Genomic DNA, 26,290 nt, shown 5'->3' with positions numbered 1-26,290 from the left:
TTTTATCAATCAAAAGTATGATTAGAGTTACCAGCGATATCATAAACATTGCGGTATTCAAATCAACGATATTTATCACCTCCCCTACGGAAGGCTCAACCGCCCCACCCTGGCTATATGCAATTGTCTACTCTATTATACCACATCGCACAGGTCTTTTTTTCCTTAGTAGGGATATTTTAGTAGTGAATATAGTAAACCTTAAGTATAACTTACATGTAAAAAGCCTAAATCCAAATAAGATTTAGGCTTTTTTAGTTATATCTTTATTTATGGGCAATGGCCTCAATTTTAAGATTGCTTTTCACCAAAGAATTCACGGCACTAAACAATGCACGGATGGATGAAGTCATAATATCTGTATCAATTCCACAGCCCCAATGGACGGTGCCGTTTTGATCTTTTATTCCAATATACGAGACGGCATTTGATTTAGAACCCATTTCCTGCGCGTGCTGTTTGTATTCTAAATCAGCAAACTCGATCCCGAACTTCGTTTGGAGAGCATTGCTCACTGCATCCAAACGCCCATTTCCTGCACCTGGAATCTCCAGATGATTTCCTTCATATTTTACGGTGAGGATCGTATCATAGTTTTCATTTTTAGCTGATTTCGACTGAATGAATTGAATTGGATCAGTAATATTCACATAGCCATTGATAAAGATGTCATAAATCTCACTTGGCATAAGCTCTTTGTTTTCATGATCAGAAACATTTTTGACGGCATAACCAAAGTGTTCACGCATCTTAGGTGGAAGATCAAAGCCGTATTGTTGTTCAAGAAGATACCCAATACCACCTTTACCTGATTGGCTATTGATCCGTATAATATCTCCTTCGTATTCTCTTCCAATGTCCATTGGATCGATGACTAAGTATGGAACATTCCACACTACATTTTCCTTTTCTTCCCGCCACTTAAAGCCCTTTGTAATCGCATCTTGATGGGAACCAGAGAACGCCGTAAACACAAGCTTCCCAGCATACGGATGTCTTTCATGAACCTTCATCTTTGTTAAGCGCTCATATGTTTCCATGATTTCGATGACATTTTCAAAGTGTAGCTTTGGATCCACACCGTGTGAGTAAAGGTTCAGAGCTAGTGTCACGATATCGACATTCCCTGTTCTTTCACCGTTTCCGAATAATGTTCCTTCAATTCGTTGTCCTCCCGCTAATACCGCCAATTCTGCATCAGTAATTCCGCTACCTCGGTCATTATGCGGGTGAATCGATAGAATTACGTTGTCTCGGTAGCTTAAGTGATCACTGATGTACTCGATTTGGCTAGCATACACATGTGGCATCGAGTGAGAGACTGTTGCAGGCAGATTGATAATTACTTTGTTCTCAGCTGTTGGCTGCCATACGTCAAGGACTCGATTACATATATCTAGTGCAAACTCCATTTCCGTTCCAGTAAAGCTCTCAGGTGAATATTGGAAAACAAACTCTCCTTCTGTTTCCGCCGCATACTTCTGAAGTAGCTTCGCACCTGTTACTGCAATATCAATGATTTCTTCTTTTGATTTTCTAAACACCTGTTCCCTTTGAGCAACAGACGTTGAATTATATAAGTGAACAACTGCTTTTTTTACCCCTTGAAGTGATTCGAACGTTTTCTTAATGATATGATCTCTGGATTGTGTTAGCACTTGAATCGTCACATCGTCTGGGATTAAGTTTTGTTCAATCAATGTACGTAAGAATGTATACTCTGTCTCAGACGCTGCTGGAAAGCCTACTTCAATTTCTTTAAATCCAATTTTCACGAGCAATTGGAAGTACTCTAGCTTTTCTTCAAGTGTCAACGGAACAACCAGCGCTTGGTTTCCGTCCCTTAAATCGACACTACACCATAAAGGAGCTTCTGTAATGTATTCCTTCTCCATCCACTTCATACTTTTCACAGGTGGCATAAAATAACTTCTAGAGTACTTCTCAAATTTTTCCATTGTCACAACGACCTTTCTTCAGAAAATATAAAAAGCCCATCATCTCATAAGAGACGACAGGCTTTGCCTTCGTGGTACCACTCTTTTTGGTTTGTTATAAACGCAACAAACCCACTTTATGACTTGATTACGGTTGTCATCCGTTAAGGCCTACTACTACTTCAGCCTTACCACTTCTGGGCGAGTTGGGGGATTTATTGACTGTCTTTCACCAACCGACAGCTCTCTAAACAATAAATGATCCTTAATGCTCCCATTCACTGTGTTTCAACTTTTTAAATTTTCTTAATTCTATTACGAGTGATGGGATAAGTCAACAGGATTTTTGAAAAATTTTCATTTGTGCAAAAATAAAGTTTATTTATATAAGGCTTATTCTCTAATAAACCAGACCTTTGAAATAAGGTTGTTATCCACCTCGTAAATGGCTATTAAGCTCACCGTTTCACCTGTTAACCCGTTGGTCGCAAACTCCCAATCAATCACTTTGTTTCCGACAATTGAGCGATTTTTAATTTCTGCGTGCATGTTCTTTTTAAAGGTTTCTGTGTATCGTTCGATCAGGGCTTGCTTTCCGTTTATTGTGACCAGGTTGTCTGGGAAAGTGTATACAGTGATATCATCTGCGTATGTACCCGCAAAGCCTTCAAGATCTCCGGCGTTGTAGAATTGTATTTGTTTTTGGACGATGTTTTCTACGGACAATGGCTTCACCTCTTGAATAAGAATAATTAACTTATTTTAACATAGTATTACATATCAATTATTTAACCATCCCTCGAGCATCTATCTTCCAAATATCCATCACACGACCATTCTCGTGTACCACATATTCTTCAAATTGATTAACCACTGTACACGCATGGTTCGGAATGATTTGCACTTTATCATTTAGCTTTAATGTTGTCTCCTGTAACAAAACCCCAACTCCATGTTCCTCCGACAGACGTTCAATGACGATTTCTGGGTGTCCCATTACATGTCCAAAGCCAGTAACGGTCTGGTTTCCATGCGCTCCTTTGTCTAGGCAAAGTGATTTGCTTCCTGTATCAAAAATGACGCGATCCTTGTAGACTCCCACTACGGAAGCAAGCAGTGTGAGCGCACAACGGTCGATTGTCGTCACACCTAATCCAGCCTGTATAGCATCGAAAAACACTGCATTTCCAGGACGGATTTCGGTCACCCCTGCTATTTTTCCAGACTTCTTATAGGTTGGTGTTGAACCAACGCTTCGAACAGGGATTATGATACCTTCTTTTTCGCACGCATTGGCACTATCCACAACGCTCAGGCCTTCGTGATGTCCAATCTTTTCAATTTCGTCCATTGTTTTTGCAGCATAGGAATGACCTGCGTGCGTAAAAATTCCGCCCAGCTTTAACTTGGACTGAGAACTAATAGCCTTTGCTAAGGTGACAACTTCCTTCCCTGGATCTACCCCGCAACGATTTAATCCTGAGTTTACTTTGATCCAAACCTCAAGTGTAAAGGGTGTATGCTCCAATCCCTTTTGTAAATACAATAATGATTCATGATTATCTACCGATACTTTTAGTTGAACTCCTTGTTCAAGCATTTTGACTAATCGCTTGATTTTATCCGGGCTAGAGATGGGATAAGCGATCAATATATCTTTGATCCCACCAGAAGCCATCACTTCAGCTTCACCGACTTTTGCCGTTGTAATCCCAACGGCACCCGCTTCCATTTGTAATTGGGCAATTTTTATTGATTTATGTGTTTTAATATGTGGACGGTACGCGATTCCTTGCTCCTTTGCAAAGGATGACATTTCGTTTATATTTGTTAAAAGCTTTTGATAGTCAAGAAGCAATGAAGGTGTGTCTAACTTGTTCATACTTGCCCTCCTTTATGTAATATTTACCTTTATTATACAAAAAGAAACTCCTCTTGAATGGTTGCAAGAAGAGTTCAATCATTTATTTTTCATCCTTATTATTATCTCCATATAGTTCCTCAGAAAACTCCGTCGCAAAATTCGATTGAAGCGTACCTCGTACTTGCTTGTCACTTCCTTGTAGTCCACTTCTGCGACTCACGACAAAATACGTTAAAGAAAAAAACACCACCATACTTATCCCGGTCACTAATCCCGCCGTTTGTCCGGGAATCAACGGCATACTGAGTAGTACAATGATCAAACTGACCAAAGCAATCCAAGACGTATACGGAAATCCTGGCATCTGACAAATGCCACCTGGAGGACAGCCGTTTCTTTTTCGGTAACGAATATGACTGGCCATAATTACGGCATAAGTGAAAATTAAGGCAAATCCACCTGACGTAATTAACACTAGATAGGCTCTCGGAAACAAAAGACCGAACAATAAGCCCCCGAGCATGGCTAACCCTGAAAATAATATCCCCCGATAAGGAACATCAGTACTATCCTTTAATCCTTGTGGTGCGTGACCTTCAATTACGAGAGACCGAATCATTCTCCCTAACCCAAATACGGCTGACAGCATAGCTGAAAGAATGGCCGAAATTAAGACAAGATTCAATGCCGTCCCTGCCCAACCAATTCCCCATCGAGTGAGTGATGCGACCATTGGACTGACGTTTTCACTTAGAAGGGCTGTTGGGATAAGTGGAAGCAACACAAGCACGTATAATAAATACAACCCTACCAAACACAACACCGTATTACGAATGGCTCTTGGAATGGTATCAGTAGGGTTGTCAGCTTCGGTTGCAGCGAGAGCAATAATCTCAAACCCAGCGTATGTAAAAATGACCAATAACATACTCCCTGCAATTCCGCTGATTCCTCCTGGCATGAGGGGTTGTCTCGTGACTTCGCCTAATCCAATTGCTGAAGCCCCAGGAAATACTCCAAAAATCAATCCTAGGGCGGTAAGGATAAAAAAGATAATCGCGAATACCTTAATCGCCGATAATCCACTGGTAAGCTTCCCAATCTTGTCTACTCCTAATAAATTGATCAGCGTAATTCCGACGATGATCGATCCACCAAACCAGGCGATCGAAACGTTCGGATACCAATTGCTGATGAGCATCGAGATTGCTGTCGCTTCACTGGACATCGAGAGAATCGTACCTGTCCAGTAGAGCCAGCCAACGACAAAACCCGTCCCATTTCCAAGCTCTCGTGCAGCAAACGTACTAAACGATCCAATCGTCGGACTTCCTACTGTCATTTCAGACAATGCATAAAGGATAAAATAAACAAGTGCTCCCCCTAGTATAAACGATATTAAAATCGCAGGTCCTGCCGCATTGATGGCAACCGATGATCCGAGGAAAAAGGAACCTCCGATAACACTTCCTAACGCCATCATCGTCAGCTGCCAAGCAGACAACCCTCTTCGTTCTTTCTTCATTCACTTTTCACCCATTTTCTTAATAATGTACCGTTATTATTTGCGCTTATTGGGAAAGGATACGATTTAGTGTGATTTGTTAAATATAAACAAAAAAACTGGCAGAAATCCCGCAAGTTTTAATATAGTTAATCAACTTTAATTTCGATACTAGATACATCCATCTGAATTATCGGTTAACACGTCTTCTACATCTTGTAAATCACCCATTATAAATCGCTTCATTCTTTTTCGATTGAAAGTAAGTTGATATGAAAAAAAGCTGACATCACTTCAGTCAGCCTTCTCTGCTTTATGCAATTCCAATTCATCTCTCATTCGCTCTTCCTCTTCATCCACGCTGATACGAGCGATTTGTTCAATGAGCTGGTGATGGACTTGATCCATGTCTTCTTGGCATTCGAATGGGTCTTTTTTGTTCAATTTAGAAACACTCCTCTTCTAATATAAACTCTTACGTTTATTATCAAATGTCTTGTAATAATTTATACTTAGAGGGGAAAATAGAACTTACTAAGCTTTATGATAAATGTAGAAATATTAATGAACTCTACTCAAATACATGAGGTACATCATGAAAATTATCGTCATTTCTGATACACATATCCCTAAAAAAGCAAAAACATTCCCTCCCCAGGTCGTTACAGAGTTACAGAAATGTGATCTAATCATCCATGCTGGAGATTGGCAAACTCTAGAGGTTTATCAGGAGATATTACAATTTGGAGAAGTAAAGGGAGTGTTTGGAAATGTAGACTCTAGTGAATTGCAGACACTCCTCCCTGAAAAGCAAATAATAGAAATAGAAGGTTTTCGGATTGGGGTCGTTCATGGTCATGGAAAACGCTGGACAACGGAGAGGCGTGCAATGGAAGCTTTTGCGGATGATCTTGTGGATTGCATCATCTTTGGTCATTCTCACATTCCCGTTTTGAAAGAAACAAACGGCATCCTATTATTTAATCCTGGGTCCTGCACTGAAAAAAGGAGGCAGCCAAAGTATTCATACGGAATCATCACTATTACGAATGGAATTCATGCCGAACATGTGTTTTTCGAACAAGACAAAGAAGACAAATCTTAAAGTCTATAGCGAAAAAAAGCAGAGGTGCTAGCCCCTGCTCCCTATAGCTTCATATCCGTCCCCGAATTCTGATTCTTCGTTTTTCCTGTCTTTTTTAACTGAAAAAAAACTTCCCGAATCGACGCAATACCAATAAACAACATACCCAGTCCACACCAAATAAAAATGAGCCAATTAAAAAACTGAAATGCACCAAATGACATTTGATCGCCTCCTTTTACAGGTTAATTTTATGTTCCGGTTGATAGTTTTTCAGCTTTTTAAAGTCATACTTTTTATTAGTAAATGGAAGGCTTATCAAGATAATGAGAAATGGTAAAAAGAGGGATAGCATATTCCCAACAAACCAATTGAGATCATCATTTGCGATCATAAAGTAAGCCGTTAAGCCTGAAGCCAATCCAATGACAATCGAAAACATCGATACTTTTGGGTTTAATCGACCAGACCATAAGCCAATGATTAACGACGCCGTTGGAGCAGCAAATAAAATTCCACTAAAAATATCAATGGTTAATAGGGACACCCCATCTAAGAATAGAGAACAAATTCCAATGGTAATTCCTAGTACGAAGATAATCCCTCGACCGAATGTGAGTTGTTGTTTTTCGGTTGCTTGTTTATTTACGTATCTTTTATAAAAATCGATCGTTAGCATGGCTTGAAGCCCGGCGAGACCATTTCCGCCTGTCGTTAATCCTGCCATAAAGATCATTACAACAAAGATGATCGCCCCTCCACTACCGAGAAAATAATCGAATATATACGGAGCCGCTCCCGTCGATACACCGAGCTCATCTGAAGAGACCCCTAAATGATAGACACTTCCTCCAATTACATTTCCAAAAATCATAGGAATTGGCAGCCAAGCGACGATGGTTCCGATGAGATACGCCCAGAATAACCCCTTTGAACTAGAAGCAGCTGCTGCTGTTGAATAATAGCCCTGACTAAGTACAACCTGCCCCATCGCGATCACAACGGCAGATAATCCATACATCCAACCCGCGGAGCCAAAAAAGTTCAGAGCGTCTGGATTATGTTGTGGATGACTCGTATCCGTCGCTGCCCGTAGCATTCCTTCGTACATATTTTCTAACCCCACGCTTTTGATAATCAGAGGAATTGTGACAAAAATGACAATCATAATAATGAAAAATTGGAAGACAGAATTATAGATGGAGCCTTTTAGCCCAGACATGGCAATAAAACTTGAGAAGAGGACCGCTGATAAAAAAGCAACGACCTTAAAATTTAGATGAAAGGTATATTCGAAGGCATACGCAATTCCTACCGCCTGCATGACACAAACATATAACACCAAGGCAATTCCAAATAATAAATACACATTGGCTAATTTCGTACCAAAGCGCTCACGAATGAATTCAATAAACGTGGTGGTTTTTGGCATGATTTTTCGTAAGCGTAACGCAATCGGGATAAAAATCATAAAAGGAACAACAGCACCCCAAGCATAGTTAAAACCGCCGTTAATTCCAAACCACACTCCCGCTTCCGCAGAAGCCATAATCGTGCCCGTCCAGATCCAGGCCACACAAACGCTGGCAGCAACGAGGCCAAACGGAACTCTTCGGCCCGCCGTTAACAAATCATCGACATTTTGATTGCCATCCTTTTTATTGATGAAAAGGGTAATGGCCGTCATCATAACGGCAAAGAGAATAATTACAGAGTATCCCACGATTGGACTGTTCATAATATTGTTTCCCCCTTTCGTAACATGGCCGACTGGTACACATGAGGTCTTCGGTCCGCTAAATAACAGAACTCATTCCTAGCTGCTTGAATTTGAGAAACATCTACTTCGACATAGTATTGATTTTCCTCGCCATCTCCTAGAACCAACAACTTCCCAAATGGATTGGCCGCAGCACTTTGTCCAAAAAAGTGGGTCGTCTCCTCCACTCCAATGCGGTTGGTTGTGGCGACAAACACTTGATTTTCCGCTGCACGACTTTGTATATATGTCTTTTGCAAATGCTCTAGTGGTGTCATATTCGCGGTTGGTGCCAAGATGATTTCTGCCCCTTTTTCCACTAGTATTCGAGCCGTTTCCGGAAATTCGGTATCATAACAAATCATAACCCCAATCGTACCGAAATCGGTTTTCCAGACTGGAAACTCCTGTCCAGCAGAAAAATACTTCTCTTCCTCGTCCCATAGATGGACCTTTTGATATGTACCTGCTACCTCACCATTGTGATCAATGATGACCGCTGAATTAAACACCTCTTCCTGTACTTTTTCGGGAAAACCAGCAATGATCATTAGGTTGTATTCACGTGCCCATTCTTTTAGTTGGTTGATGCTTTCCCCATTGAGGTCCTCAGCGAGTTCCTTCGTTTTCTCCCGGGTAAAATAACCCGTTAACACTAACTCTGGAAACAATATAAGCTGGCAATTCTGCTGGGATGCCTTCTGAATATGGTGGAGCATCATTTTGAGATTTTTTGATTTGTCATGTAGAACAGGCTTCAATTGTGCTAAAGCTACTTTCATAGACTTCCCACCTTTATCTAATTGTTTGATTAATCTGACTTTTCTTGATGTAATTATATCTTCTGATGCTGTGATTAGCCTTAGTCACATTGTTAATTTTTTATGGGGTTATTTTTAACATAATGTTAAATTCCTAGGCTTATGCCTTATTATAAAAATATGTTTTTCGTTTCATCTATAAGCTAGTAATATTTTCTGACAAGGAACATTTGATACTTAATTTCTTCCCCCCCTTAACAGCTTAATAGATAAAGAGGTATAATAAATTTGACTTTTGGATAGAAATGGAGTTTTCTTATGAGAATTTTAGGAGCAGTTGTCGGTTTTTTTACAGTGGATTTTCTATTTCATATTATAGATGCGTTAGCATTTGGATTGAAAGCCGATACCGGACCTGAGCGGATTGGTGCGGTTGGATTCGGGATTCTCATTCTTCTTTTACTAATGACCTTGTTTTACCGATTGTTTTCAAAATCCTTTTTCCATGGGTTTATCGTAGCAACAGGTCTTTTCTTGAGTTTTGATATTGTCGTGTTTCATTGGGTCTTTCAGCTTCACCGAATTACTAGTGGTCCGGAGGCGAATTGGCTGGAGCCTTTGTTTGTTATAGGGGGAACAGTTCTACTTATAGTCGGGATTCGAAAAGAAAAATCTGCAAGTATTTTAGAAGATAAAGGAATAAGTGTATAAAAGGTTGTAAAGGACAGGAAAATTTCTCCTGTCCTTTATTGATAATTGATTCCTTTTTTATCTTCTTGATCATAAAAAATGAACATGGTTCCAAATGGTATTCTGAACATTTCTCCTCATGTCGGGTTCCCTATTAATTTTGATTACTTAGCATTCACGTCTGGTTGATGAATTCCGAAAATATTCCCTTCCGTATCCAAATAATAACCCTGCCATGCCATACCAGGAAGTGCGTGTTTTGGCAAGGCCACCTTGCCACCATTGTGAAGAATTTTTGCTTCAATGCTATCGTAATCTTCCACTCCCAATGTAAGAGCAGAACCATTTAACGCTTGGTTGGGTTCTGGAGGAGGTCCTTGACGTTGCATTAATGCACCGTTAATTCCAGGTTCATCTTCCGTGCCGGTCACAGCCCCAAAATAAGGCATTCCTGCATACTCACTCCAGTCTTGAAAAGTCCACCGAAATACTTCTCCATAAAACTTGGTCGCGCGATCCATGTTATCTACGTGAATTTCGAAATGAATTGGTCTTCCCATAATTTCCTCCTATTTTGAAAAGAATTTTTTATCGAATCTAATATGTATTCTACTAAAAATTGGGTACTCCTTCATTATGGTTACAATTGGACTCATTTATTCTTATATCCACCCCATTCTTCTCTAATTAGTTTTTTAACCTCCCCAAAACTTAAAACCATCTTAGATAACTTAGTGAAAAATGGTATATTCGCAACCTCTCCATTATACTGAATATAGGAAATGTATAAATCTAACAATTATGATTTTAAATGGAGGTCGGAAGAGTGAAACTTGGCGCTTTTTCTATTAGTTTAAATGTAAAAGATATACATAAATCAAAGGAGTTCTATACCAAACTTGGATTTGAAGCATTAGGAGGAGATATTTCTCAAAATTGGCTTATTATGAAGAATGATAGCTGTATAATTGGGCTTTTCCAAGGAATGTTTGAAAAAAACATCCTTACTTTTAATCCTGGCTGGGATGAAAATGCACAAAATCTAGAATCCTTTACGGACGTAAGGGAACTTCAAAAAAAGCTTGAAGAAAAAGGAATCCAGATTATCTCTGGAGTGAATGAATCAAGTGAAGGGCCGGCACACTTTACTATTGAAGACCCAGATGGGAATCCTATTCTTTTAGATCAACATCGATAAAAATAAAAAAAGGCTCAGAGCTTAAACATTAGTAGTTCCGATAACGAGTAGAAATACTAAACAACCATTATAAATCACATAGTAAATAACAGTAAATCTAGCAATTGAATGAACATATTAATTAGCACCTATTGTTGTCCGAATACGAGGTTTATTCAAAACAGGAGTATTTTAACAGAACAATTCGCACTTTAATAAACAAGTTGACAATAGATATTGTCATCCGGATAACTTTTATGTTAATTCATGTAGAATAATTCAATAATCGTTGAATTATTAAGCCCCCATTCACTATGGGATGGGGGTTATGATTTGATAGGTTATTTCTAATGTTTCTCCACAAAAACTGAACCACTTAGCTAAAACACTCTAAGCCTTTTTCTAATAGGATTTTCCTATTTTGCCGGTTCCTCTACTACTGGCTTCCCCGTTTCGAGTAAAACTTTATTCACTCCTAAGAAAAGGGAAAGGATAAAAATCAATATTCCCGTTCCAACCAATAGCCATTCCACCTTGATCACGTCTGCCATAGGGCCGAAAATCAGCATCCCGATTGGCATCATCGAAGTAGAAATCATCCCAAATACACCGAAAATCCTTCCTAAATACCCTTCATCTACCTTCTCCTGTAATAAAACCGTGGTTGGAGTATTGAAGATTGGCATAGCAATTCCGAATATAGCCATGAACAGTAAATACACCCAGAAAACCGGTACAATCCCTAGGGCAAGAGTACAGATCCCCATCAAAAGGCTTGCAAATGTCATGGTATGAATTTTGTTTGGAAAACCGCCCCAAGAGGCAATGAGCCCACCTCCCACCATCATCCCAACCGAAAATGCTATTTCAATGGCCGTTAGTCGCCAAACATCGTCACCAAAACTTCGTGTGACCTGAAGCGGAGTCAAAAAAGCGGCCGGTGCCATCAAGATAAAAAATACGCCAAAGAACAGAAAAAACTGTTTCAAAAATGGGTTACTTTTAATATACGTGACACCGAACTTAAAATCCTCGAAATAGCTAGTTGCTTGTTGATCAATTGCTTTCTCGTGAGCTGAGATTTTAAGGAAGACTAGTAAGGTGAATATGGCAATCACTGCCGTTATCACATCAATAAAGAAAATCACTTCAAGTGTAGCCATAGTTAATAAAGCAGCACTCACCATGGGAGCGACAAACATAATGACTGCATGAAGACTCCCGTTTATTCCATTCACCTTTGTCAGGTTTTCCTTTGGAACAATTTGAGGCAAGATCGCTCCCACTGCGGGAGTTTGGATGCCCGTTCCAATAGCACGGATCGCTGCCATTAGGAAGAGTAACCAAACGGCATCATAACCTGTTAAAAAGACAATGGCTAAGATTAATGTGGCTGATGCAATTAACCCATCTGATAAAACGATCAGGATTTTTCGGTTATAACGGTCCGCCCACACTCCCGCAAATGGCGATAAAATAAAGGTTGGAATGAAGCCACATATGATAAATAGGGTCATCATCATTCCAGACTCTGTGTGTAATGTGATATGCCACATCATCGCATATTGAACCAAGGCTGATCCAAAAAGAGAGATGGTCTGACTGCTTAAAAATAATATTATGTTCTTTTTCCAATTTTCCGTTCTGTTCGCTTTTACTGAGTTCATCTTTTCACACCTTATCTAGTTATACACTTTTATCTACCTGAATTCCCCAGTAAATTTAAGTCGGTATTGTTTACATTAGAATATTATAGATATTTTAATCTTCAATCAAACCTAGTCGTCTCAAATCCATCCAAAATATCTTCTAATTCCGTTAAAAAGGTGATATAAACAGGACCAGGAATTCTTTCAGCAAAGCTTTTAATTTCTGGTAATTCCTCTGCTTCCTCAACCGTTTCAGGCTTCTCATCCAGACCGTTCCACCATACCTTTAATTCATCAAAAAATGCATAAAAGTATCGTTCAAATCTCTCAGCCCATTCTGCTCCTTCATCGCCTTCCGTCTTCTGCATCATGGACCAAGCTTCAAGGGCGGTGTCAAAGTACAGGTTCATTTTTTCCATATAAACACTCCTCACTTGTTAGCAAAAACAAATCATTCGATAGTTTCTTTACTTGAGTTTATAATACTTTGTAAGTTTTGGTAAACTTATATTAAAAATATTGTAGGTGTACAAAAATAAAAAATTGTATAAAATAGAACCATTTGATTACTAGTAGAGTCCAGAGGGTTCTTTATAAAATATGGAATATAGCCACTTAGAGGTTATAGAAAAAGTGGGTCTAGGTAATGAGGGTTATTGCTTCTCGTTTATAATCTCATGTACATGTTGATGTTGTTTTTGAACCGAAGATATGTGTTTGATTTCACTGCTTAACTCTGTTTTTACTTCGTCAAGCTTTTTCATCATTGTCCCATAATAAAAAGCTACTTCTTTTCTCATCTCCGCTTGCTCTTCTTTTAATCCACCAAGTTCTTTTCTCGTCTCTGTCTGCTCTGCTTTTAATCCACCAAGTTCTTTTCTCATCTCTGTCTGCTCTGCTTTCATCTCTGCTTGCTCAGTCTTGATATCATGTATGTCTTTTCTCATGTCTAGTTGGCTGTTTTCAACCACTTGGAGTTTATCAAGTATTTGTTGTAGGATTTGTTCCATCTTTCTCACCTTCCTTTCATTTAATTTCATTATACTTCACTAAAATGTTTTATACCATTGGCCTGGCGGTTTATTCATTCCACCTCAAAAAATAGAGACCCCCTGGGAGGTCTCCGAAAATTAGTATATACTTTTAGTTTTTCCCTCTATATTAATTTCACTGGTTATACTATCTTTGTGACAATCTCTCGAATTCAACCTGTGGAGCTAGGACGTCACTTACTTTCGCAACGACCATCGTTTCATCCACCTTGAATACCGCCGATCCTTTAATATCTTCAGAAGACGCGCCTATATTAATTTTATATGTGCCTTTTTCAAGAATCCAGGAGGAGGACTCTTCATCAAAGGAAGCTAAGTCTTTTGCATTGAGTACAAAGGTAATTTCTTCTTTTTCTCCAGGTTTTAATTCTTTTGTTTTCGCAAAATCTTTTAATTCTAGTTCAGGTTTTTCAAGTTTTCCGTCCGGAGCGTTCACATAGAGTTGAACAGCTTCTCTTCCGGATGTCTTTCCGGTGTTTTTCACTGTGGCAGTCACTTTGATTTCTCCATCGAATTTCTTTCCTTCTGTAACTTTTATGCCACTGTAATTGAATTTTGTATACGACAATCCATAGCCGAATTCATAGGCTGGTTCGACGTCAAAGGTTGTATTATATCTGTACCCAACATAGATATCCTCTTCATAAGGGAAACCGTCTGCTGATCCAGGGAAACGGTCTTCGTAAGGAAGATCTTCATAGTCTTTCGGGAAGGTCTGGGCCAATTTTCCGGAAGGATTGACTTCCCCAGTCAGGATGTCCGCCACCGCATTTCCAAGTTCTTGTCCCGGCTGCCAAGAAAGCAGGATTCCATCTACTTGATCCTTCCAGCTTTCGGTTTCAATTGGACCTTCAACCGTTAACACAGCAATCACTTTTTTGCCCTGCGCTCGGTAAGCCTTTGATACTTGCTCGACCATTTGCTTCTGAGAATCAGAGAGATAGAAGTCTTCTTTTGCCCGATCGTTCGCATAGGAGCCAGGAGCAGTTCCGATGACCACGATTCCTACATCTGTATTCTTGGCTGCTTCAATAACGTCTTCACTGATATCCATTTCAGGTAGCTTCGGTCCGACCGAGCCGAATGTTCCAGGTGTGCCTTTGTATTCGTCTAAGGCCCTCATCTTCGCAACATATTGGTCATTCTTTTGAATCAATTCTTCATTGAGTGTAAAGCCGGCATTACGGAGTCCTTCAGCCACCCCTACATGGTAAGGTGCATAGACGAGGGCGCTTCCTCTGCCACCCGTATTGATTTCACTCACAGGTACCCCAAATAAGGAAACACTTTGCTTATTGCTAATTGGCAAGGCGGCTTTATTGTTTTCCAGAAGTACCATTCCGTCTGCCGCTGCTTTTCTTGAAATCTTGGCATTTTCCGTGAGATTTGGTTTATTTGTAACCGTTTCTCCTTTGAATGTTCGAGTATTGACCACTATTTTTAGAATTTCCTTAATATTTCGGTCAAGGATAGCCTCATCAAGGATCCCGCTATTCACAGCATCTATGATTCTTTGTGACTGGGCGGCACTGCCAGGCATCAATAGATTTGTCCCCGCTTCCATTTGCTTAGCAATATCTCTCAGTCCAAACTCCCAGTCTGTCATAGCAAACCCTGTAAACCCAAAATCATTCCTTAACACATCGGTTAAGAGCTCTTTATTTTCAGTCGCGTACGTTCCATTGATCATGTTATACGAATCCATGATCGACCATGGATCAGATTCTTTTACTGTAATTTCGAAACCTTTTAGATAAATTTCTCTAAGTGCGCGCTGGCTAACGACCATATTTCCATTGTTGTTTGTCCGCTGATTAAAGGCAGCAAAATGTTTGATTGTTGTTCCCACTCCATTATCTTCGACCCCGTTAACAAACGAACTAGCCATTTCTCCCGTAACGACAGGGTCTTCGGAAAAGTATTCAAAGTTTCTGCCGTTAAGGAGGTAACTTTGAATATTCATTCCTGGTGCAAGCAGAAGGTCAATTCCGAAAGCCTTCAATTCCTGGCTCGTCGCCTCGCCGACCTTCTTTGCTAACTCCTTGTCCCAGGAGGCACCAAGTACGGTTGGAGAAGGGAACTTTGTAGCATAATAGGTATTGCTGTCATTTTCCCTTGTCGGCGAGATCCGAACTCCCATTGGTCCATCTGCCATGACAATAGCCGGAATGCCCAAACGTTCAATCTCCTGTGTCTGACCGGCTGCCCCCGGTACCTTAGTAGACTGACCGCCGATGACTTCTCCGTTTTCGGCTACCAAACCACCTTTATTCCCCCCTACAACCATAAATGCTTTTTCCTGAAGTGTCATCGCAGCAATAACTGCATCAATTGACTTTTCATCCACTAGTTTGGGTGTTGCTGCGATGACGGAAGATTGAACCATATTCGGATTATTCTCTGCTGCACTAATCGGTATAGTTGAGATTCCCGATAACGCGATCGTTGATACCATGGCCAATGCTAATAACTTTTTTCTTTTGTTTTTCTTGAGCTTTTTTAACATGTTTCCCCCACACACCCTTCTTCTTTTCAAAGTTTAATTAAAGCGCTTACATTAATATTAAATAAAATCAGAATATTCCGCTGATTATTGTTCTGTATTTTTTTAGTTGTATCTGGAATTATTTATTATTATTGTTTTTATTAATTAGTAACTAGTTCTATCTATTCACTACTAAATCATCAGGCAATGGAAGGATGCATCTAACAAAAAACCTCTAGCCATAGGTAGAGGTTGGATTGTGGTTACTTTTATTTCAAGGCGTCTTTAAACTCAGTACAAGGACTAAAAACGGCATATCTGGTTGCTGGAATCGTTATCTCTTCCCCCGTTTTCGGGTTTCTTCCTCTTCTCTCCGTTCGTTCACGCGTTTCAAAGCTTCCAAAGCCTAATAATTGTACCTGTTCACCAGTTGCTAATGAGGAGGAAATTCGATCTATTATAATATTTACTACTTTTCTTGAGTGTTTTTTCGGCATGTCACATTTTTTAGCTATCGAGTAGATTAAATCTGTTTTGTTCATATGATGTACCTCTATTAATCATGTTCTAGCAATTCTAAAATTGCTTACTGATAGTTTTAACATAAGCGAATTCCATAATGCAAGGAATTAGTAGTTTATTAGATTCACTGATTACAGGAATGATAGAAAAAATAGGCTGCCAAAGCAGCCTACCTGTTTACGATTTTACACCATCAAGTATTTGTGGACTTCACTAGCCACTTCTCTACCTTCGTTGATTGCCCAAACGATCAGACTTTGTCCTCTTCTTGCATCACCTGCAGCAAATACGCCTTCAACGTTTGTTTTGTAATCACCTTTAGCAGCTTTAATCTTTTGATTAACCGATTCTACTCCGAATTGGCTTAACAGAGGCATTTCTGTTCCCTCAAAGCCGATCGCGATAAACACAAACTGAGCTGGCCACACCTTTTCCGTACCTGGAATTTCTTTAAAATAGAAACGTCCGTTCTCATCTTTTAGTTTTTCCATTTGAATCGTGTGGAGCTCTTTCAAATTTCCATTCTCATCAGAAATGATTTTTGTTGTTTGAATGGAATATTGACGTGGATCTTCGCCAAATTTTGCTTCTGCTTCTTTATACGCATAATCCATCGTAAACACATTTGGATATGCAGGCCATAAGTTATCAGACATACGTTCAGATGGCAATTGTGGATGCTTACCAAATTGAACAACACTGCGGCATTTTTGACGAAGAGCAGTTGCCACACAGTCAGCACCAGTATCTCCACCACCGATCACGATGACATCTTTACCTTCCACGTCGATGAAATTACCGTCTTCAAAATTTGAATCTAATAGACTTTTCGTCGCAAGTGTTAAATAATCCATTGCAAAGTGAATGCCCTTTGCTTCACGGCCTTCAATGACTAAATCGCGTTGTCTTTGTGCCCCTGTACAAAGGATAACCGAATCGAATTGTGCTTGAAGTTCAGACGCTTGAATGTCCTTCCCCACTTCAGTATTCGTTACAAAGTCAATTCCTTCTTGTGTTAATAAACGAATGCGGCGTTCAACCACTTCTTTTTCAAGCTTCATGTTTGGAATTCCATACATGAGCAAGCCTCCTGGACGGTCTGCACGTTCAAATACAGTCACCGAGTGGCCGGCTTGATTCAGCTGGTCCGCTGCTGCTAAACCAGCAGGGCCCGAACCGATGATTGCCACTTTCTTTCCAGATCGAGAAGCAGGAATACGAGGAGTAATCCAGCCGTTTTCAAAACCTTTATCAATGATCGCTTGTTCAATATTTTTGATCGTAACTGCCGGGTCGTAAAGGGCCACTGTACAAGAACCTTCACATGGTGCCGGACAAACTCTTCCCGTAAACTCAGGGAAATTATTTGTTTTTAACAGGCGATCGAGCGCTTCTTTCCAACGCCCTTTATACACAAGATCATTCCACTCAGGAATCAGATTATGAATTGGACACCCGGAAGTAGCTCCCCCAATCTCCATACCGATATGACAGAAGGGAGTGGCGCAGTCCATACAGCGCGCCCCCTGTGTGCTTAATTTCTCATCTGAAATAGGAAGTTTATGTTCTTTCCAATCGTTTAGTCTTTGTAATGGATCTCTTTCTGCTGCTTTTTCGCGAGCATATTCCATAAATCCTGTTGCTTTTCCCATTTTTTTACTCCCCTTTCTTAGCGGATGGCAGCTTCCTGCTGTTTCGATGGTTTTGATGTTGCTCCGGAATTCGCTAAAAAGGCGCTCATGACGGCTTCTTCTTCCGATAACCCTGCTAGTTTTTGCTCGTCTATCAAAGTGATCATTCGTTTGTAATCTTTTGGAATGACTTTGACAAATTTTCTGACACATTTTGCCCAGTCTTCTAGAATACAACTCGCCTTCACACTCTCTGTGTAGCGGTAATGGTTTTGTATTAATGTTTTTAGCTCATCCTGTTCAGCAGGAGAAGATACTGCTTCAAATTCAATCAATTCTTGGTTGGTTAGATTTTTAAATACTTCCTCGTTCTCTGTATATACATAGGCAATTCCACCGGACATACCAGCTCCGAAGTTTTTCCCTACATCGCCTAAAATAACGACACGTCCACCTGTCATATATTCACAGCCATGGTCGCCAATTCCTTCTACGACTACCTGTACGCCACTATTACGAACAGCAAAACGTTCTCCGGCACGTCCGTTAATATAGGCTTCACCGCTAGTAGCTCCAATGAAGGCAACATTTCCTGCGATTACATTTTCACCTGAAGCGAATTTTGTATGTTCATCCGCTTTCACGACGATTTTTCCACCAGAAAGACCTTTTCCAACATAATCATTCGCATCACCCGTTAATTCGAGTGTCATTCCCTTCGGTACAAACGCACCAAAGCTTTGACCAGCCGAACCGTCAAACTTTAACGTAATCGTATCTTCTGGAAGACCCACTTCACCATAACGTTTTGAGATTTCACTTCCAACAATCGTACCCGCTACGCGATTCACGTTTGTAATTGGAAAGCTTGCTACTACTGGTGTTCCGTTTTCTAATGCTCCTTGAACAGCCGGTAGGATATGTTTTATATCAAGACTTTCGTCAATTCGATGATTTTGTGGATGTTTAAAGGTTGTTGCTCCTTCAGGCTTGTGCAGTAGTGCTGTTAAATCTAAATGCTGTGCCTTCCAGTGTGATTTAGCGCGATCACTTACCGTTAACACATCGGTACGCCCAACCATTTCTTCCACTGTTCTAAAGCCAAGCTCCGCCATCATCTCACGAACTTCCTGTGCCACAAAGCGCATGTAGTTCACGATATAATCTGCTTCACCTGTGAACTTTTTACGAAGCTCTGGATTTTGAGTAGCGATCCCAACCGGACATGTATCCAAATGACACACACGCATCATGACACAGCCAAGAACTACTAATGGTGCAGTAGCAAAGCCGAATTCCTCGGCACCAAGTAAAGCAGCCATTACTACATCTTTACCTGTCATTAACTTTCCGTCTGTCTCAAGTACCACACGGTCACGCAATCCATTTAACATAAGCGTTTGATGTGCCTCTGCTAAACCAAGTTCCCAAGGTAATCCAGCGTGCTGAATACTTGTTTTTGGTGATGCACCTGTTCCGCCGTCGTATCCGCTAATGACGATCACGTCCGCTACCGCTTTTGCCACACCAGCAGCAATCGTTCCAACTCCGCCCTTCGATACTAGCTTCACACTAATGCGAGCTTGACGATTAGCATTTTTCAAATCATGAATCAGCTGAGCCAAATCTTCAATCGAGTAGATGTCATGATGTGGTGGAGGTGAAATTAAGCTCACACCAGGTGTTGAACCACGAACATCTGCTACCCATGGATACACCTTTTTACCCATTAATTGTCCGCCTTCACCAGGCTTCGCTCCTTGAGCCATTTTAATTTGCAGCTCTTCAGCATTCACCAGATAATGACTTTTTACGCCAAAACGACCAGAAGCGATTTGCTTAATCTTACTTCCTCGGTTGTCACCATTTTCATCAGGTACAAATCGGCTAGCGTCTTCTCCGCCTTCACCGCTATTACTTTTTCCACCTAAACGGTTCATGGCAATTGCTAAGGTTTCGTGTGCTTCCTTACTAATGGATCCAAAGCTCATCGCGCCTGTTTTAAAACGACGAACGATTGAGTCCACGCTTTCTACCTCTTCAATAGGTAATGGTTGTCTAGAACCATTAAAAGAGAATAGGTTACGTAAAAATCCTAGTCTTTCTTCATTGGCAAGTGTCGAATATTTTTTAAATAGTTCATAATCGCCGTTGCGGCAAGCCCATTGCAACGTGTGAATCGTTCCTGGATTAAAGGCATGGTGTTCGCCGTCATGTCTCCATTGGAAGTTACTTCCGGATTCTAACGTATCATCTGTTAATGGAGAGTAAGCTTCTGCGTGACGCAGCTTCGCCTCTTCCGCGATCGTATCTAAGCCAATTCCTCCAAGCTGTGAAACCGTTCCAGTGAAGTAACGGTCGATCACATCAGAGCTGATTCCAACCGCTTCAAAAATTTGAGCCCCGCGGTAACTTTGCACCGTTGAAATCCCCATTTTTGACATAACCTTCACGACGCCTTCGTTCATAGAAACGATGTACTTTTTCACCGCTTCTTGGTATGTGAATGGTAATGATCCTTCAGAAACGGCTTGCTGATAAATCGCGAACGCAAGATAAGGATTAATCGCGTCCACTCCATATCCGATCAACACAGCAAAGTGATGGACTTCTCTTACTTCCCCAGATTCCACAATAATACTTGCCTTCGTACGTAATCCTTCACGAATCAAATGCTGATGAAGGGCACTCACTGCAAGCAAAGATGGAATCGCAATCGTAGTTTCATTTATATGACGGTCAGATAGAATTAGTAAGCTCGCTCCACCTGCAATCGCTTCTTCTGCTTGACAGCAAATATCTTTCAGACTGCTTTCTAAATCGTTCTCGAACACCATGTTAATAACAGCACTTTTGAACTCTTTTCCATCTTTTAATGTTTCTAGCTGGCTGTTTGTCAAAATCGGAGTTTCTAACTGAATGCGACGACAATTTTCTTCTGATGGATGAAGCAAATTCCCTTCTGCTCCTAAATAAGAAACCGTTGAAGTAACAATGGCTTCACGGATCGCATCAATCGGAGGATTCGTTACTTGCGCGAATAATTGTTTAAAGTAGTTAAACAAATTCTGCGGCTTATCAGATAAGACCGCTAGTGGCATATCATTGCCCATCGCTCCAAGTGGATCTTTGCCTTCACTCACTGCTGGAATAATGTATTTTTGAATGTCTTCATAGGTATATCCAAAAGCTTTTTGACGAACGATAAAATCCTCTGGAACTTCTCCTTCAGACTCTACACTATCTTCCAATCGAACAAGCTCTTCATTTAACCATTGCTGATAAGGCTGGGCTTGAGCCATCTCAGATTTAACTTCCTCATCTGAAATAATACGTCCTTCTTCTAAATCAATTAAAAGCATTTTTCCTGGTTGAAGGCGCTCTTTATATAACACCTTTTCCGGTTCTACATCGATGACACCAACCTCAGATGAGAAAATAATATAATCATCTTCCGTTACATAATAACGAGCTGGTCGAAGTCCATTCCGGTCTAAGATCGCTCCGATCTGTTTTCCGTCTGTAAACGAAATCGCTGATGGTCCGTCCCATGGCTCCATTAATGAGCTGTGATATTCATAAAAAGCTCTCTTTTCGTCTGTGATGTGCGGATTATTAGACCAAGGCTCAGGCACCAACATCATGGCAGCATGCGCTGGCTTTCTGCCGGCAAGAACCATGAATTCAAGCGCATTGTCTAAAATCGACGAGTCACTTCCATCTGTATCAAGGATCGGCAATACTTTTTCTAAATCAGATCCAAATGCTTCAGAAATGAATTGTGTTTCACGTGCCTTCATCCAATGAATATTTCCTTGAAGCGTATTGATTTCACCATTGTGAATCAAATAACGGTTTGGATGTGCTCTTTCCCAGCTTGGGAATGTATTTGTACTAAAGCGTGAATGCACTAAAGCGAATGCCGACACAAAGCTCTCATCCTGTAAATCCAAATAGAATTGATCCACTTGTTCAGGAGTTAATAGTCCCTTATAAACAATCGTTCTGCTTGAAAAGCTTGCAAAATAAAAACGATAGTCAGAACTCTTTGCCCAGTTTTCTGCTTGTTTACGAATCACGTATAATTTTCTTTCAAACGCTAGTGAATCACCTTCGTTGTCCCCTACAAACACCTGGCGAACAACTGGACAGCTCTCCTGTGCGGTAACTCCGATTTTTCCTGCATCGACTGGAACGTTTCTCCAGCCTAGCACCGTTTGACCTTCTTGTTCGATACATTTATTAATATAAGCTTCTATTTCTTCCCGTTCTTTGTCATCCTTTGAGAAAAATAGCATTCCTACACCGTACTTCCCTTTTTCAGGTAAGTTCATGTCAGAACATACTTGTCTGAAAAACAGATCCGGTATTTGAACCATTAGTCCCGCGCCATCACCTGTTAACGGGTCACTTCCCTGTCCTCCGCGATGATCTAATTGACAAAGCATTGATAGTCCTTTTGCCACTATATCATGTGTGGCGTTCCCTTTTATGTGAGCGTATAAGCCGATTCCACATGCATCATGTTCAAATTCAGGACGGTAGAGACCTTGTGCTTTTGGTAGTTGATGATATGTCATATTCTTCTCTCCCTGCCGATTGTTGTCGAAAAATTCATATAACAACATTTTATGTTTTCAAAATCATATAAACAATATATAATTTATATTAAATTAATCGTAAATCAATATGAGTGGGAGGACAATCAAAAATGGAGCTTCGACAATTGCGATATTTTATAGAAGTAGCTGAACGAGAACATATGACCGAAGCAGCCGATAATTTAAATGTCGCCCAATCAGCAGTGAGCTATCAAATAACCAAACTTGAAGAGGAGCTAGGTGTAAAACTACTTGAACGAGTGGGTAGAAACATTAAGGTCACACAGATTGGATATATCTTTTTGAAATACGTCAAAAGTTCCTTAAAAAAGCTGGATGAAGCAAAAGAAAAAATAGATGAATATCTTGATCCACAAGCAGGCACGATTAAAATCGGCTATCCAACCAGCCTCGCCCGATATTGGCTTCCAACGGTGATTTCTGCCTATAAGAATGATTTCCCAAATGTATCCTTCCATCTGCGTCAAGGATCTTATGCAAACTTAATTGATGCCGTAAAAAACGGGGAAATTGATTTAGCGTTTCTTGGCCCAGTTCCAACAAATGATCCAGACTTAGACACGAAGATTTTATTTATGGAAAACATCGTGGCCTTGATTCCTTCACTACATCCGTTGGCTGAGAAAAAAAGGATTCCTTTAAGTGATTTGCGCTCAGACAAGTTCGTTTTATTTCCTAAAGGATATGTTCTTCGCAAACTTGCCGTGGAAGCATGTCGCGAAGCAGGCTTTGAACCGGAAATTACGTCCGAAGGTGAGGACATGGACGCACTAAAAGGATTGGTTTCTGCTGGAATTGGGGTCAGTCTCTTACCTGAGAGCACGTTTTATGACTCTACTCCCCGGTTTACCGTTAAAGTACCGATTGAAACACCAAAAGCAATGCGGACGGTTGGGGTGATTATACCGAAGCACCGGGACCTTGCTCCGGCTGAGAGGAATTTTTATCAGTTTCTTATTGAATTTTTTAATAGGTTGGAACAATATAAATAGAAGTTTATTAAAAAAAGCTGGCCGAAATGATATTTGGCCAGTACTTTTTTTGTTCTAGAGGGACATCTATCATAAACTTTAAACAGTTAACACTGTGTTTGTTTCTTCTTCACTCAATTGGAAACTATTGATAATCTCCATTAAGAAAGACTTCTTCTCTTCAGTAGTTAAGTCCGCTGCACTTTCAAACATAGTAGATGTTGCTGCCTGATTATCTACTAGCAAATTTTCATCCAACACTTCCATTACAATATTAAAAACAGACTCAACATCCTCATCTGTTGAAACGTCAACTCCTGTTAGTGCCTCTTGTAGTTTGAGTAAATTAGATTCGGCATTGTCCTCTGAGGAAGTTAAATAATTGAGAATAGTTGACAGTAAATGGCTATTTGCTTCATTAGCCAATGTTGAAGTCACTCCCTCCATACTTTCGATTGGTGGTAGGCCATGAGGTACTCTCTGAGGTCGAGACTCTTTAAATATTTTTGTGACATTGGTGAAAAGGCTTTCGATTTCTTCATCTGTTGCAGACGTTAAATCAACCCCTGCTAGCGTTTCCTTCAATGTAGAAATAGTAGAGGCGCCTTTACTTGCTGATTCACTCTCTTCAGATTCTAAATTTCTTGTGCTAAGTCTTTCTATCATTCTAGATAAATATGAACTCATTTCTTCGGTTGTCAGTGGTTCGGTACGTATGGTATTGGTGTAGTTTCCTGAAGGTAGAATCGTTGAGCTTTGGTTGGGAGACAAATATGCTAAGGCTTCTTCACTTAACGTTAAAGAATCCGAATTAGTCCCTAAAATGTTTGTGCTTTGCTGTACGCTTTGTAATTTGTTAGTAGTTTGGTTCTGTAACACATAGTTTGAATAACCGTTTGTTGAAATTGAAATGGACAATGAATTTCCTCCTGCTCTATATCTGTTTTAAGACCATCCTTGTCCATTTTCAGATTTAAAGCTTAAAATAAGCTTAAAAATCGTTTACAGAAACAGAATTTCTTAATAAAAATACTGATTTCTAAGATGAAATCAGCATTTTTTATTAAGAATTACTTAGAAGACATTAATTTTCTCTCGCCTATCTCTTTCAAACCTGCACGAATAAACAAAATAACAGCAAGCCATGACGTAGCCATTAAGATGACATGTCCAAAGGGAAACATTCCGGGAATCGATGTGTCCCATAGAGCGTGTATGCCCACTACTAAAATAAACACTTGTAAAAATTGATAATGAAATAGCATGTTAAATTGAAAAGGTTGGTCCTTTTGTACTCTACAGAACGCAGCACCTGTCAAAGCCGCCCACGCAACATGCCCACCAGGAGCATAGAAGCCTCTCAATAGGATCGTTCCATACAGACTGACTGCATCTCCCGAAAGCAGTGCTCTAAGTGCGTACCCTGCCGTTTCAAAAGCGGCAAAACCTGCCCCGACTGCAGCACCGATTAGCAAACCGTTTAAAATATATTTGTACCTTCTGTAGTGAACAAACGTAATAACGATGATGGTTTTGGCAAGTTCTTCAATGATTCCAATGGTAATCGGATTGATCGTTTTCTTCAGAATGTCGAAAAACACGAGTGCAATTAACATGGAGAGTATACCGCCAACTAACACCACATAAATCACACGGTAAATTGCAATGTTCTGCGGTACATTCATCTCCCAGAAGAAAATTAACGTGGTCAAAGGAACCCCAAATGCCCCAACAATGATCAGTCCCGGAAGAAAGTTTGCATTTCCAAAGTAACTCGCACCTACGTAAAATCCCGCAAAAACTAGTAGTGCAATAATGAATAACCTCGCAAATAGCCAAGGTTTGGGCCATGTATCTTTTACTTCCGATATTTTCGGTGTCGTAAGTGCTGTTCCCACAATAAACAATCGTTCCGCTTCTAGTTCACTATGATCAGCAAAAACACGGGAAAAGATATTGACAATTTTTGGTTCAACCGACCGTTCCACCTTTGGTACCACATTTACATAATTAGCAAACTCATAAAAAAAGCTGCTTTCATCCTGTGGTGTATTCATTTTAAGGAACTTTTCGCCACAGCTTAAGCAGAACTTTGAACCAGTTGGATTGGCGTAATCACATTGTGAACATTTCAAAAAGTCCCACCTCTATCAATTGATGTAGAATGATTAATGGAAAAATAGCTTGAACGGGAAAAACGATAACAAAAAGAGTATGTCCCAGAATAGGAGAATTATTTATTTTTTACACAATAAAGTTACCAAATTAATGACAGGTGATATGTATGGACAAAAGCGAAAAAATGATTAGAATACATAAATTTTTTGAAGAATTTCATCATCACCATAAAGAATATGCAGATTTTAGTTAGAGCCTCGATTCCAATGATTCTCAGAAGTAGTATATCCCTAAATGCACAACATAATATGGCTTAAGACTTTCCCAATAATAAACTATAAAGGAGCATTCCTGTTAGAAGGATTTTCGGGGACTTGAACAAAAAAGAGCCCTCTTGGTATGATACGGGGTGTCAAATCGTGTGCCGAAATGACCCCTAACTTAGTTAACCAAGGAGGACTCCA

At 40.1% G+C, this 26,290-nt stretch carries 22 protein-coding genes and 1 other annotated feature; of the genes, 4 read left to right on the top strand and 18 right to left on the bottom strand.

The window, feature by feature from the left end; translation table 11 throughout:
* Positions 1–266 precede the first annotated feature (266 nt).
* The 5 genes from ACVBAX_RS09170 to ACVBAX_RS09150 all read right to left on the bottom strand — a co-directional run bounded on the left by ACVBAX_RS09170 (position 267) and on the right by ACVBAX_RS09150 (position 5,749).
* Complete coding sequence (locus tag ACVBAX_RS09170) at positions 267–1,958, bottom strand: 2-isopropylmalate synthase (RefSeq protein ID WP_447116756.1); 1,692 nt, start codon at positions 1,956–1,958, stop codon at positions 267–269.
* A 46-nt stretch (positions 1,959–2,004) separates the two neighbouring features.
* Positions 2,005–2,228, bottom strand: a binding site (T-box leader).
* Positions 2,229–2,330: 102 nt separating this feature from the next.
* Positions 2,331–2,663: a nuclear transport factor 2 family protein gene (locus ACVBAX_RS09165; RefSeq protein ID WP_447116755.1), complete on the bottom strand. Its 333-nt coding sequence runs from the start codon at positions 2,661–2,663 to the stop codon at positions 2,331–2,333.
* 58 nt (positions 2,664–2,721) lie between these two features.
* Entirely contained in the window at positions 2,722–3,819 is a 1,098-nt protein-coding gene (locus ACVBAX_RS09160; RefSeq protein WP_447116754.1) for a D-TA family PLP-dependent enzyme, read from the bottom strand.
* Positions 3,820–3,901: 82 nt separating this feature from the next.
* Positions 3,902–5,326, bottom strand: a complete 1,425-nt coding sequence (locus tag ACVBAX_RS09155) for an amino acid permease (RefSeq protein ID WP_447116753.1) — start codon at positions 5,324–5,326, stop codon at positions 3,902–3,904.
* 273 nt (positions 5,327–5,599) lie between these two features.
* Entirely contained in the window at positions 5,600–5,749 is a 150-nt protein-coding gene (locus ACVBAX_RS09150) for a hypothetical protein (protein WP_430774138.1), read from the bottom strand.
* A 151-nt stretch (positions 5,750–5,900) separates the two neighbouring features.
* On the opposite strand from ACVBAX_RS09150, the gene ACVBAX_RS09145 reads away from it, so the two are divergent.
* Positions 5,901–6,410 carry a metallophosphoesterase family protein gene (locus ACVBAX_RS09145; protein ID WP_447116752.1) on the top strand — a complete coding sequence of 170 codons (510 nt, stop codon included), beginning with the start codon at positions 5,901–5,903 and terminating at the stop codon, positions 6,408–6,410.
* A gap of 41 nt (positions 6,411–6,451) precedes the next feature.
* Here ACVBAX_RS09145 and ACVBAX_RS09140 read toward each other — a convergent pair whose 3' ends face one another.
* The 3 genes from ACVBAX_RS09140 to ACVBAX_RS09130 are packed head-to-tail and all read right to left on the bottom strand — an operon-like array spanning position 6,452 to position 8,930.
* Complete coding sequence (locus ACVBAX_RS09140) at positions 6,452–6,613, bottom strand: hypothetical protein (protein WP_430774136.1); 162 nt, start codon at positions 6,611–6,613, stop codon at positions 6,452–6,454.
* 14 nt (positions 6,614–6,627) lie between these two features.
* Positions 6,628–8,127, bottom strand: coding sequence for a sodium:solute symporter family transporter (locus tag ACVBAX_RS09135; RefSeq protein ID WP_447116751.1), 1,500 nt, complete (start codon positions 8,125–8,127; stop codon positions 6,628–6,630).
* Complete coding sequence (locus ACVBAX_RS09130; protein WP_447116750.1) at positions 8,124–8,930, bottom strand: carbon-nitrogen hydrolase family protein; 807 nt, start codon at positions 8,928–8,930, stop codon at positions 8,124–8,126. Before ACVBAX_RS09130 ends, ACVBAX_RS09135 begins: the two co-directional genes overlap by 4 nt.
* 297 nt (positions 8,931–9,227) lie before the next feature.
* On the opposite strand from ACVBAX_RS09130, the gene ACVBAX_RS09125 reads away from it, so the two are divergent.
* Positions 9,228–9,620 carry a DUF2243 domain-containing protein gene (locus ACVBAX_RS09125; RefSeq protein WP_447116749.1) on the top strand — a complete coding sequence of 131 codons (393 nt, stop codon included), beginning with the start codon at positions 9,228–9,230 and terminating at the stop codon, positions 9,618–9,620.
* 143 nt (positions 9,621–9,763) lie between these two features.
* On the opposite strand, the gene ACVBAX_RS09120 is transcribed toward ACVBAX_RS09125, so the two are convergent.
* Entirely contained in the window at positions 9,764–10,159 is a 396-nt protein-coding gene (locus tag ACVBAX_RS09120) for a VOC family protein (protein ID WP_447116748.1), read from the bottom strand.
* A 266-nt stretch (positions 10,160–10,425) separates the two neighbouring features.
* On the opposite strand from ACVBAX_RS09120, the gene ACVBAX_RS09115 reads away from it, so the two are divergent.
* Complete coding sequence (locus tag ACVBAX_RS09115; RefSeq protein WP_447116747.1) at positions 10,426–10,797, top strand: VOC family protein; 372 nt, start codon at positions 10,426–10,428, stop codon at positions 10,795–10,797.
* Between the two features lie 395 nt (positions 10,798–11,192).
* Here ACVBAX_RS09115 and ACVBAX_RS09110 read toward each other — a convergent pair whose 3' ends face one another.
* From ACVBAX_RS09110 to gltB, 7 genes are all read right to left on the bottom strand, one after another.
* Complete coding sequence (locus ACVBAX_RS09110) at positions 11,193–12,443, bottom strand: MFS transporter (protein ID WP_447116746.1); 1,251 nt, start codon at positions 12,441–12,443, stop codon at positions 11,193–11,195.
* A 101-nt stretch (positions 12,444–12,544) separates the two neighbouring features.
* The gene (locus tag ACVBAX_RS09105; protein ID WP_430774128.1) at positions 12,545–12,844 is read right to left on the bottom strand and encodes a hypothetical protein; all 300 of its coding nucleotides are present in this window, start codon (positions 12,842–12,844) and stop codon (positions 12,545–12,547) included.
* A 234-nt stretch (positions 12,845–13,078) separates the two neighbouring features.
* The gene (locus ACVBAX_RS09100) at positions 13,079–13,435 is read right to left on the bottom strand and encodes a hypothetical protein (protein WP_447116745.1); all 357 of its coding nucleotides are present in this window, start codon (positions 13,433–13,435) and stop codon (positions 13,079–13,081) included.
* Between the two features lie 169 nt (positions 13,436–13,604).
* Complete coding sequence (locus ACVBAX_RS09095) at positions 13,605–15,983, bottom strand: beta-glucosidase (RefSeq protein WP_447116744.1); 2,379 nt, start codon at positions 15,981–15,983, stop codon at positions 13,605–13,607.
* Positions 15,984–16,231: 248 nt separating this feature from the next.
* Positions 16,232–16,504 (bottom strand): HU family DNA-binding protein, encoded by a 273-nt coding sequence (locus ACVBAX_RS09090; protein WP_430774124.1) that lies wholly within the window; start codon positions 16,502–16,504, stop codon positions 16,232–16,234.
* Between the two features lie 165 nt (positions 16,505–16,669).
* Positions 16,670–18,136, bottom strand: a complete 1,467-nt coding sequence (gltD, locus tag ACVBAX_RS09085; RefSeq protein ID WP_447116743.1) for a glutamate synthase small subunit — start codon at positions 18,134–18,136, stop codon at positions 16,670–16,672.
* Between the two features lie 17 nt (positions 18,137–18,153).
* Positions 18,154–22,695, bottom strand: a complete 4,542-nt coding sequence (gene gltB, locus ACVBAX_RS09080) for a glutamate synthase large subunit (RefSeq protein WP_447116742.1) — start codon at positions 22,693–22,695, stop codon at positions 18,154–18,156.
* A 131-nt stretch (positions 22,696–22,826) separates the two neighbouring features.
* Here gltB and ACVBAX_RS09075 point away from each other — a divergent pair, with 131 nt between their 5' ends.
* Positions 22,827–23,729, top strand: coding sequence for a LysR family transcriptional regulator (locus tag ACVBAX_RS09075; protein WP_430774121.1), 903 nt, complete (start codon positions 22,827–22,829; stop codon positions 23,727–23,729).
* Between the two features lie 78 nt (positions 23,730–23,807).
* Here the strand turns inward: ACVBAX_RS09075 and ACVBAX_RS09070 are convergent, their stop codons facing one another.
* Together ACVBAX_RS09070 and ACVBAX_RS09065 are read right to left on the bottom strand one after the other, a co-directional pair.
* Entirely contained in the window at positions 23,808–24,626 is an 819-nt protein-coding gene (locus tag ACVBAX_RS09070; protein ID WP_447116741.1) for a hypothetical protein, read from the bottom strand.
* 152 nt (positions 24,627–24,778) lie between these two features.
* Positions 24,779–25,843 (bottom strand): PrsW family glutamic-type intramembrane protease, encoded by a 1,065-nt coding sequence (locus ACVBAX_RS09065; RefSeq protein ID WP_447116740.1) that lies wholly within the window; start codon positions 25,841–25,843, stop codon positions 24,779–24,781.
* Positions 25,844–26,290 lie beyond the last annotated feature (447 nt).

The organism is Robertmurraya sp. GLU-23, from assembly GCF_052983275.1.
This window is presented reverse-complemented; position numbering and strand designations above follow the sequence as displayed.

Bases quoted from the DNA above. Each gene is read 5' to 3' on its own strand.
- ACVBAX_RS09105 (WP_430774128.1), bottom strand. From the start codon at position 12,844: ATGGAAAAAATGAACCTGTACTTTGACACCGCCCTTGAAGCTTGGTCC.
- ACVBAX_RS09125 (WP_447116749.1), top strand. From the start codon at position 9,228: ATGAGAATTTTAGGAGCAGTTGTCGGTTTTTTTACAGTGGATTTTCTA.
- ACVBAX_RS09160 (WP_447116754.1), bottom strand. From the start codon at position 3,819: ATGAACAAGTTAGACACACCTTCATTGCTTCTTGACTATCAAAAGCTT.
- ACVBAX_RS09140 (WP_430774136.1), bottom strand. From the start codon at position 6,613: ATGTCATTTGGTGCATTTCAGTTTTTTAATTGGCTCATTTTTATTTGG.
- ACVBAX_RS09155 (WP_447116753.1), bottom strand. From the start codon at position 5,326: ATGAAGAAAGAACGAAGAGGGTTGTCTGCTTGGCAGCTGACGATGATG.
- gltD (WP_447116743.1), bottom strand. From the start codon at position 18,136: ATGGGAAAAGCAACAGGATTTATGGAATATGCTCGCGAAAAAGCAGCA.
- ACVBAX_RS09130 (WP_447116750.1), bottom strand. From the start codon at position 8,930: ATGAAAGTAGCTTTAGCACAATTGAAGCCTGTTCTACATGACAAATCA.
- ACVBAX_RS09135 (WP_447116751.1), bottom strand. From the start codon at position 8,127: ATGAACAGTCCAATCGTGGGATACTCTGTAATTATTCTCTTTGCCGTT.
- ACVBAX_RS09090 (WP_430774124.1), bottom strand. From the start codon at position 16,504: ATGAACAAAACAGATTTAATCTACTCGATAGCTAAAAAATGTGACATG.
- ACVBAX_RS09095 (WP_447116744.1), bottom strand. From the start codon at position 15,983: ATGTTAAAAAAGCTCAAGAAAAACAAAAGAAAAAAGTTATTAGCATTG.
- ACVBAX_RS09145 (WP_447116752.1), top strand. From the start codon at position 5,901: ATGAAAATTATCGTCATTTCTGATACACATATCCCTAAAAAAGCAAAA.
- ACVBAX_RS09075 (WP_430774121.1), top strand. From the start codon at position 22,827: ATGGAGCTTCGACAATTGCGATATTTTATAGAAGTAGCTGAACGAGAA.
- ACVBAX_RS09110 (WP_447116746.1), bottom strand. From the start codon at position 12,443: ATGAACTCAGTAAAAGCGAACAGAACGGAAAATTGGAAAAAGAACATA.
- ACVBAX_RS09100 (WP_447116745.1), bottom strand. From the start codon at position 13,435: ATGGAACAAATCCTACAACAAATACTTGATAAACTCCAAGTGGTTGAA.
- ACVBAX_RS09120 (WP_447116748.1), bottom strand. From the start codon at position 10,159: ATGGGAAGACCAATTCATTTCGAAATTCACGTAGATAACATGGATCGC.
- gltB (WP_447116742.1), bottom strand. From the start codon at position 22,695: ATGACATATCATCAACTACCAAAAGCACAAGGTCTCTACCGTCCTGAA.
- ACVBAX_RS09170 (WP_447116756.1), bottom strand. From the start codon at position 1,958: ATGGAAAAATTTGAGAAGTACTCTAGAAGTTATTTTATGCCACCTGTG.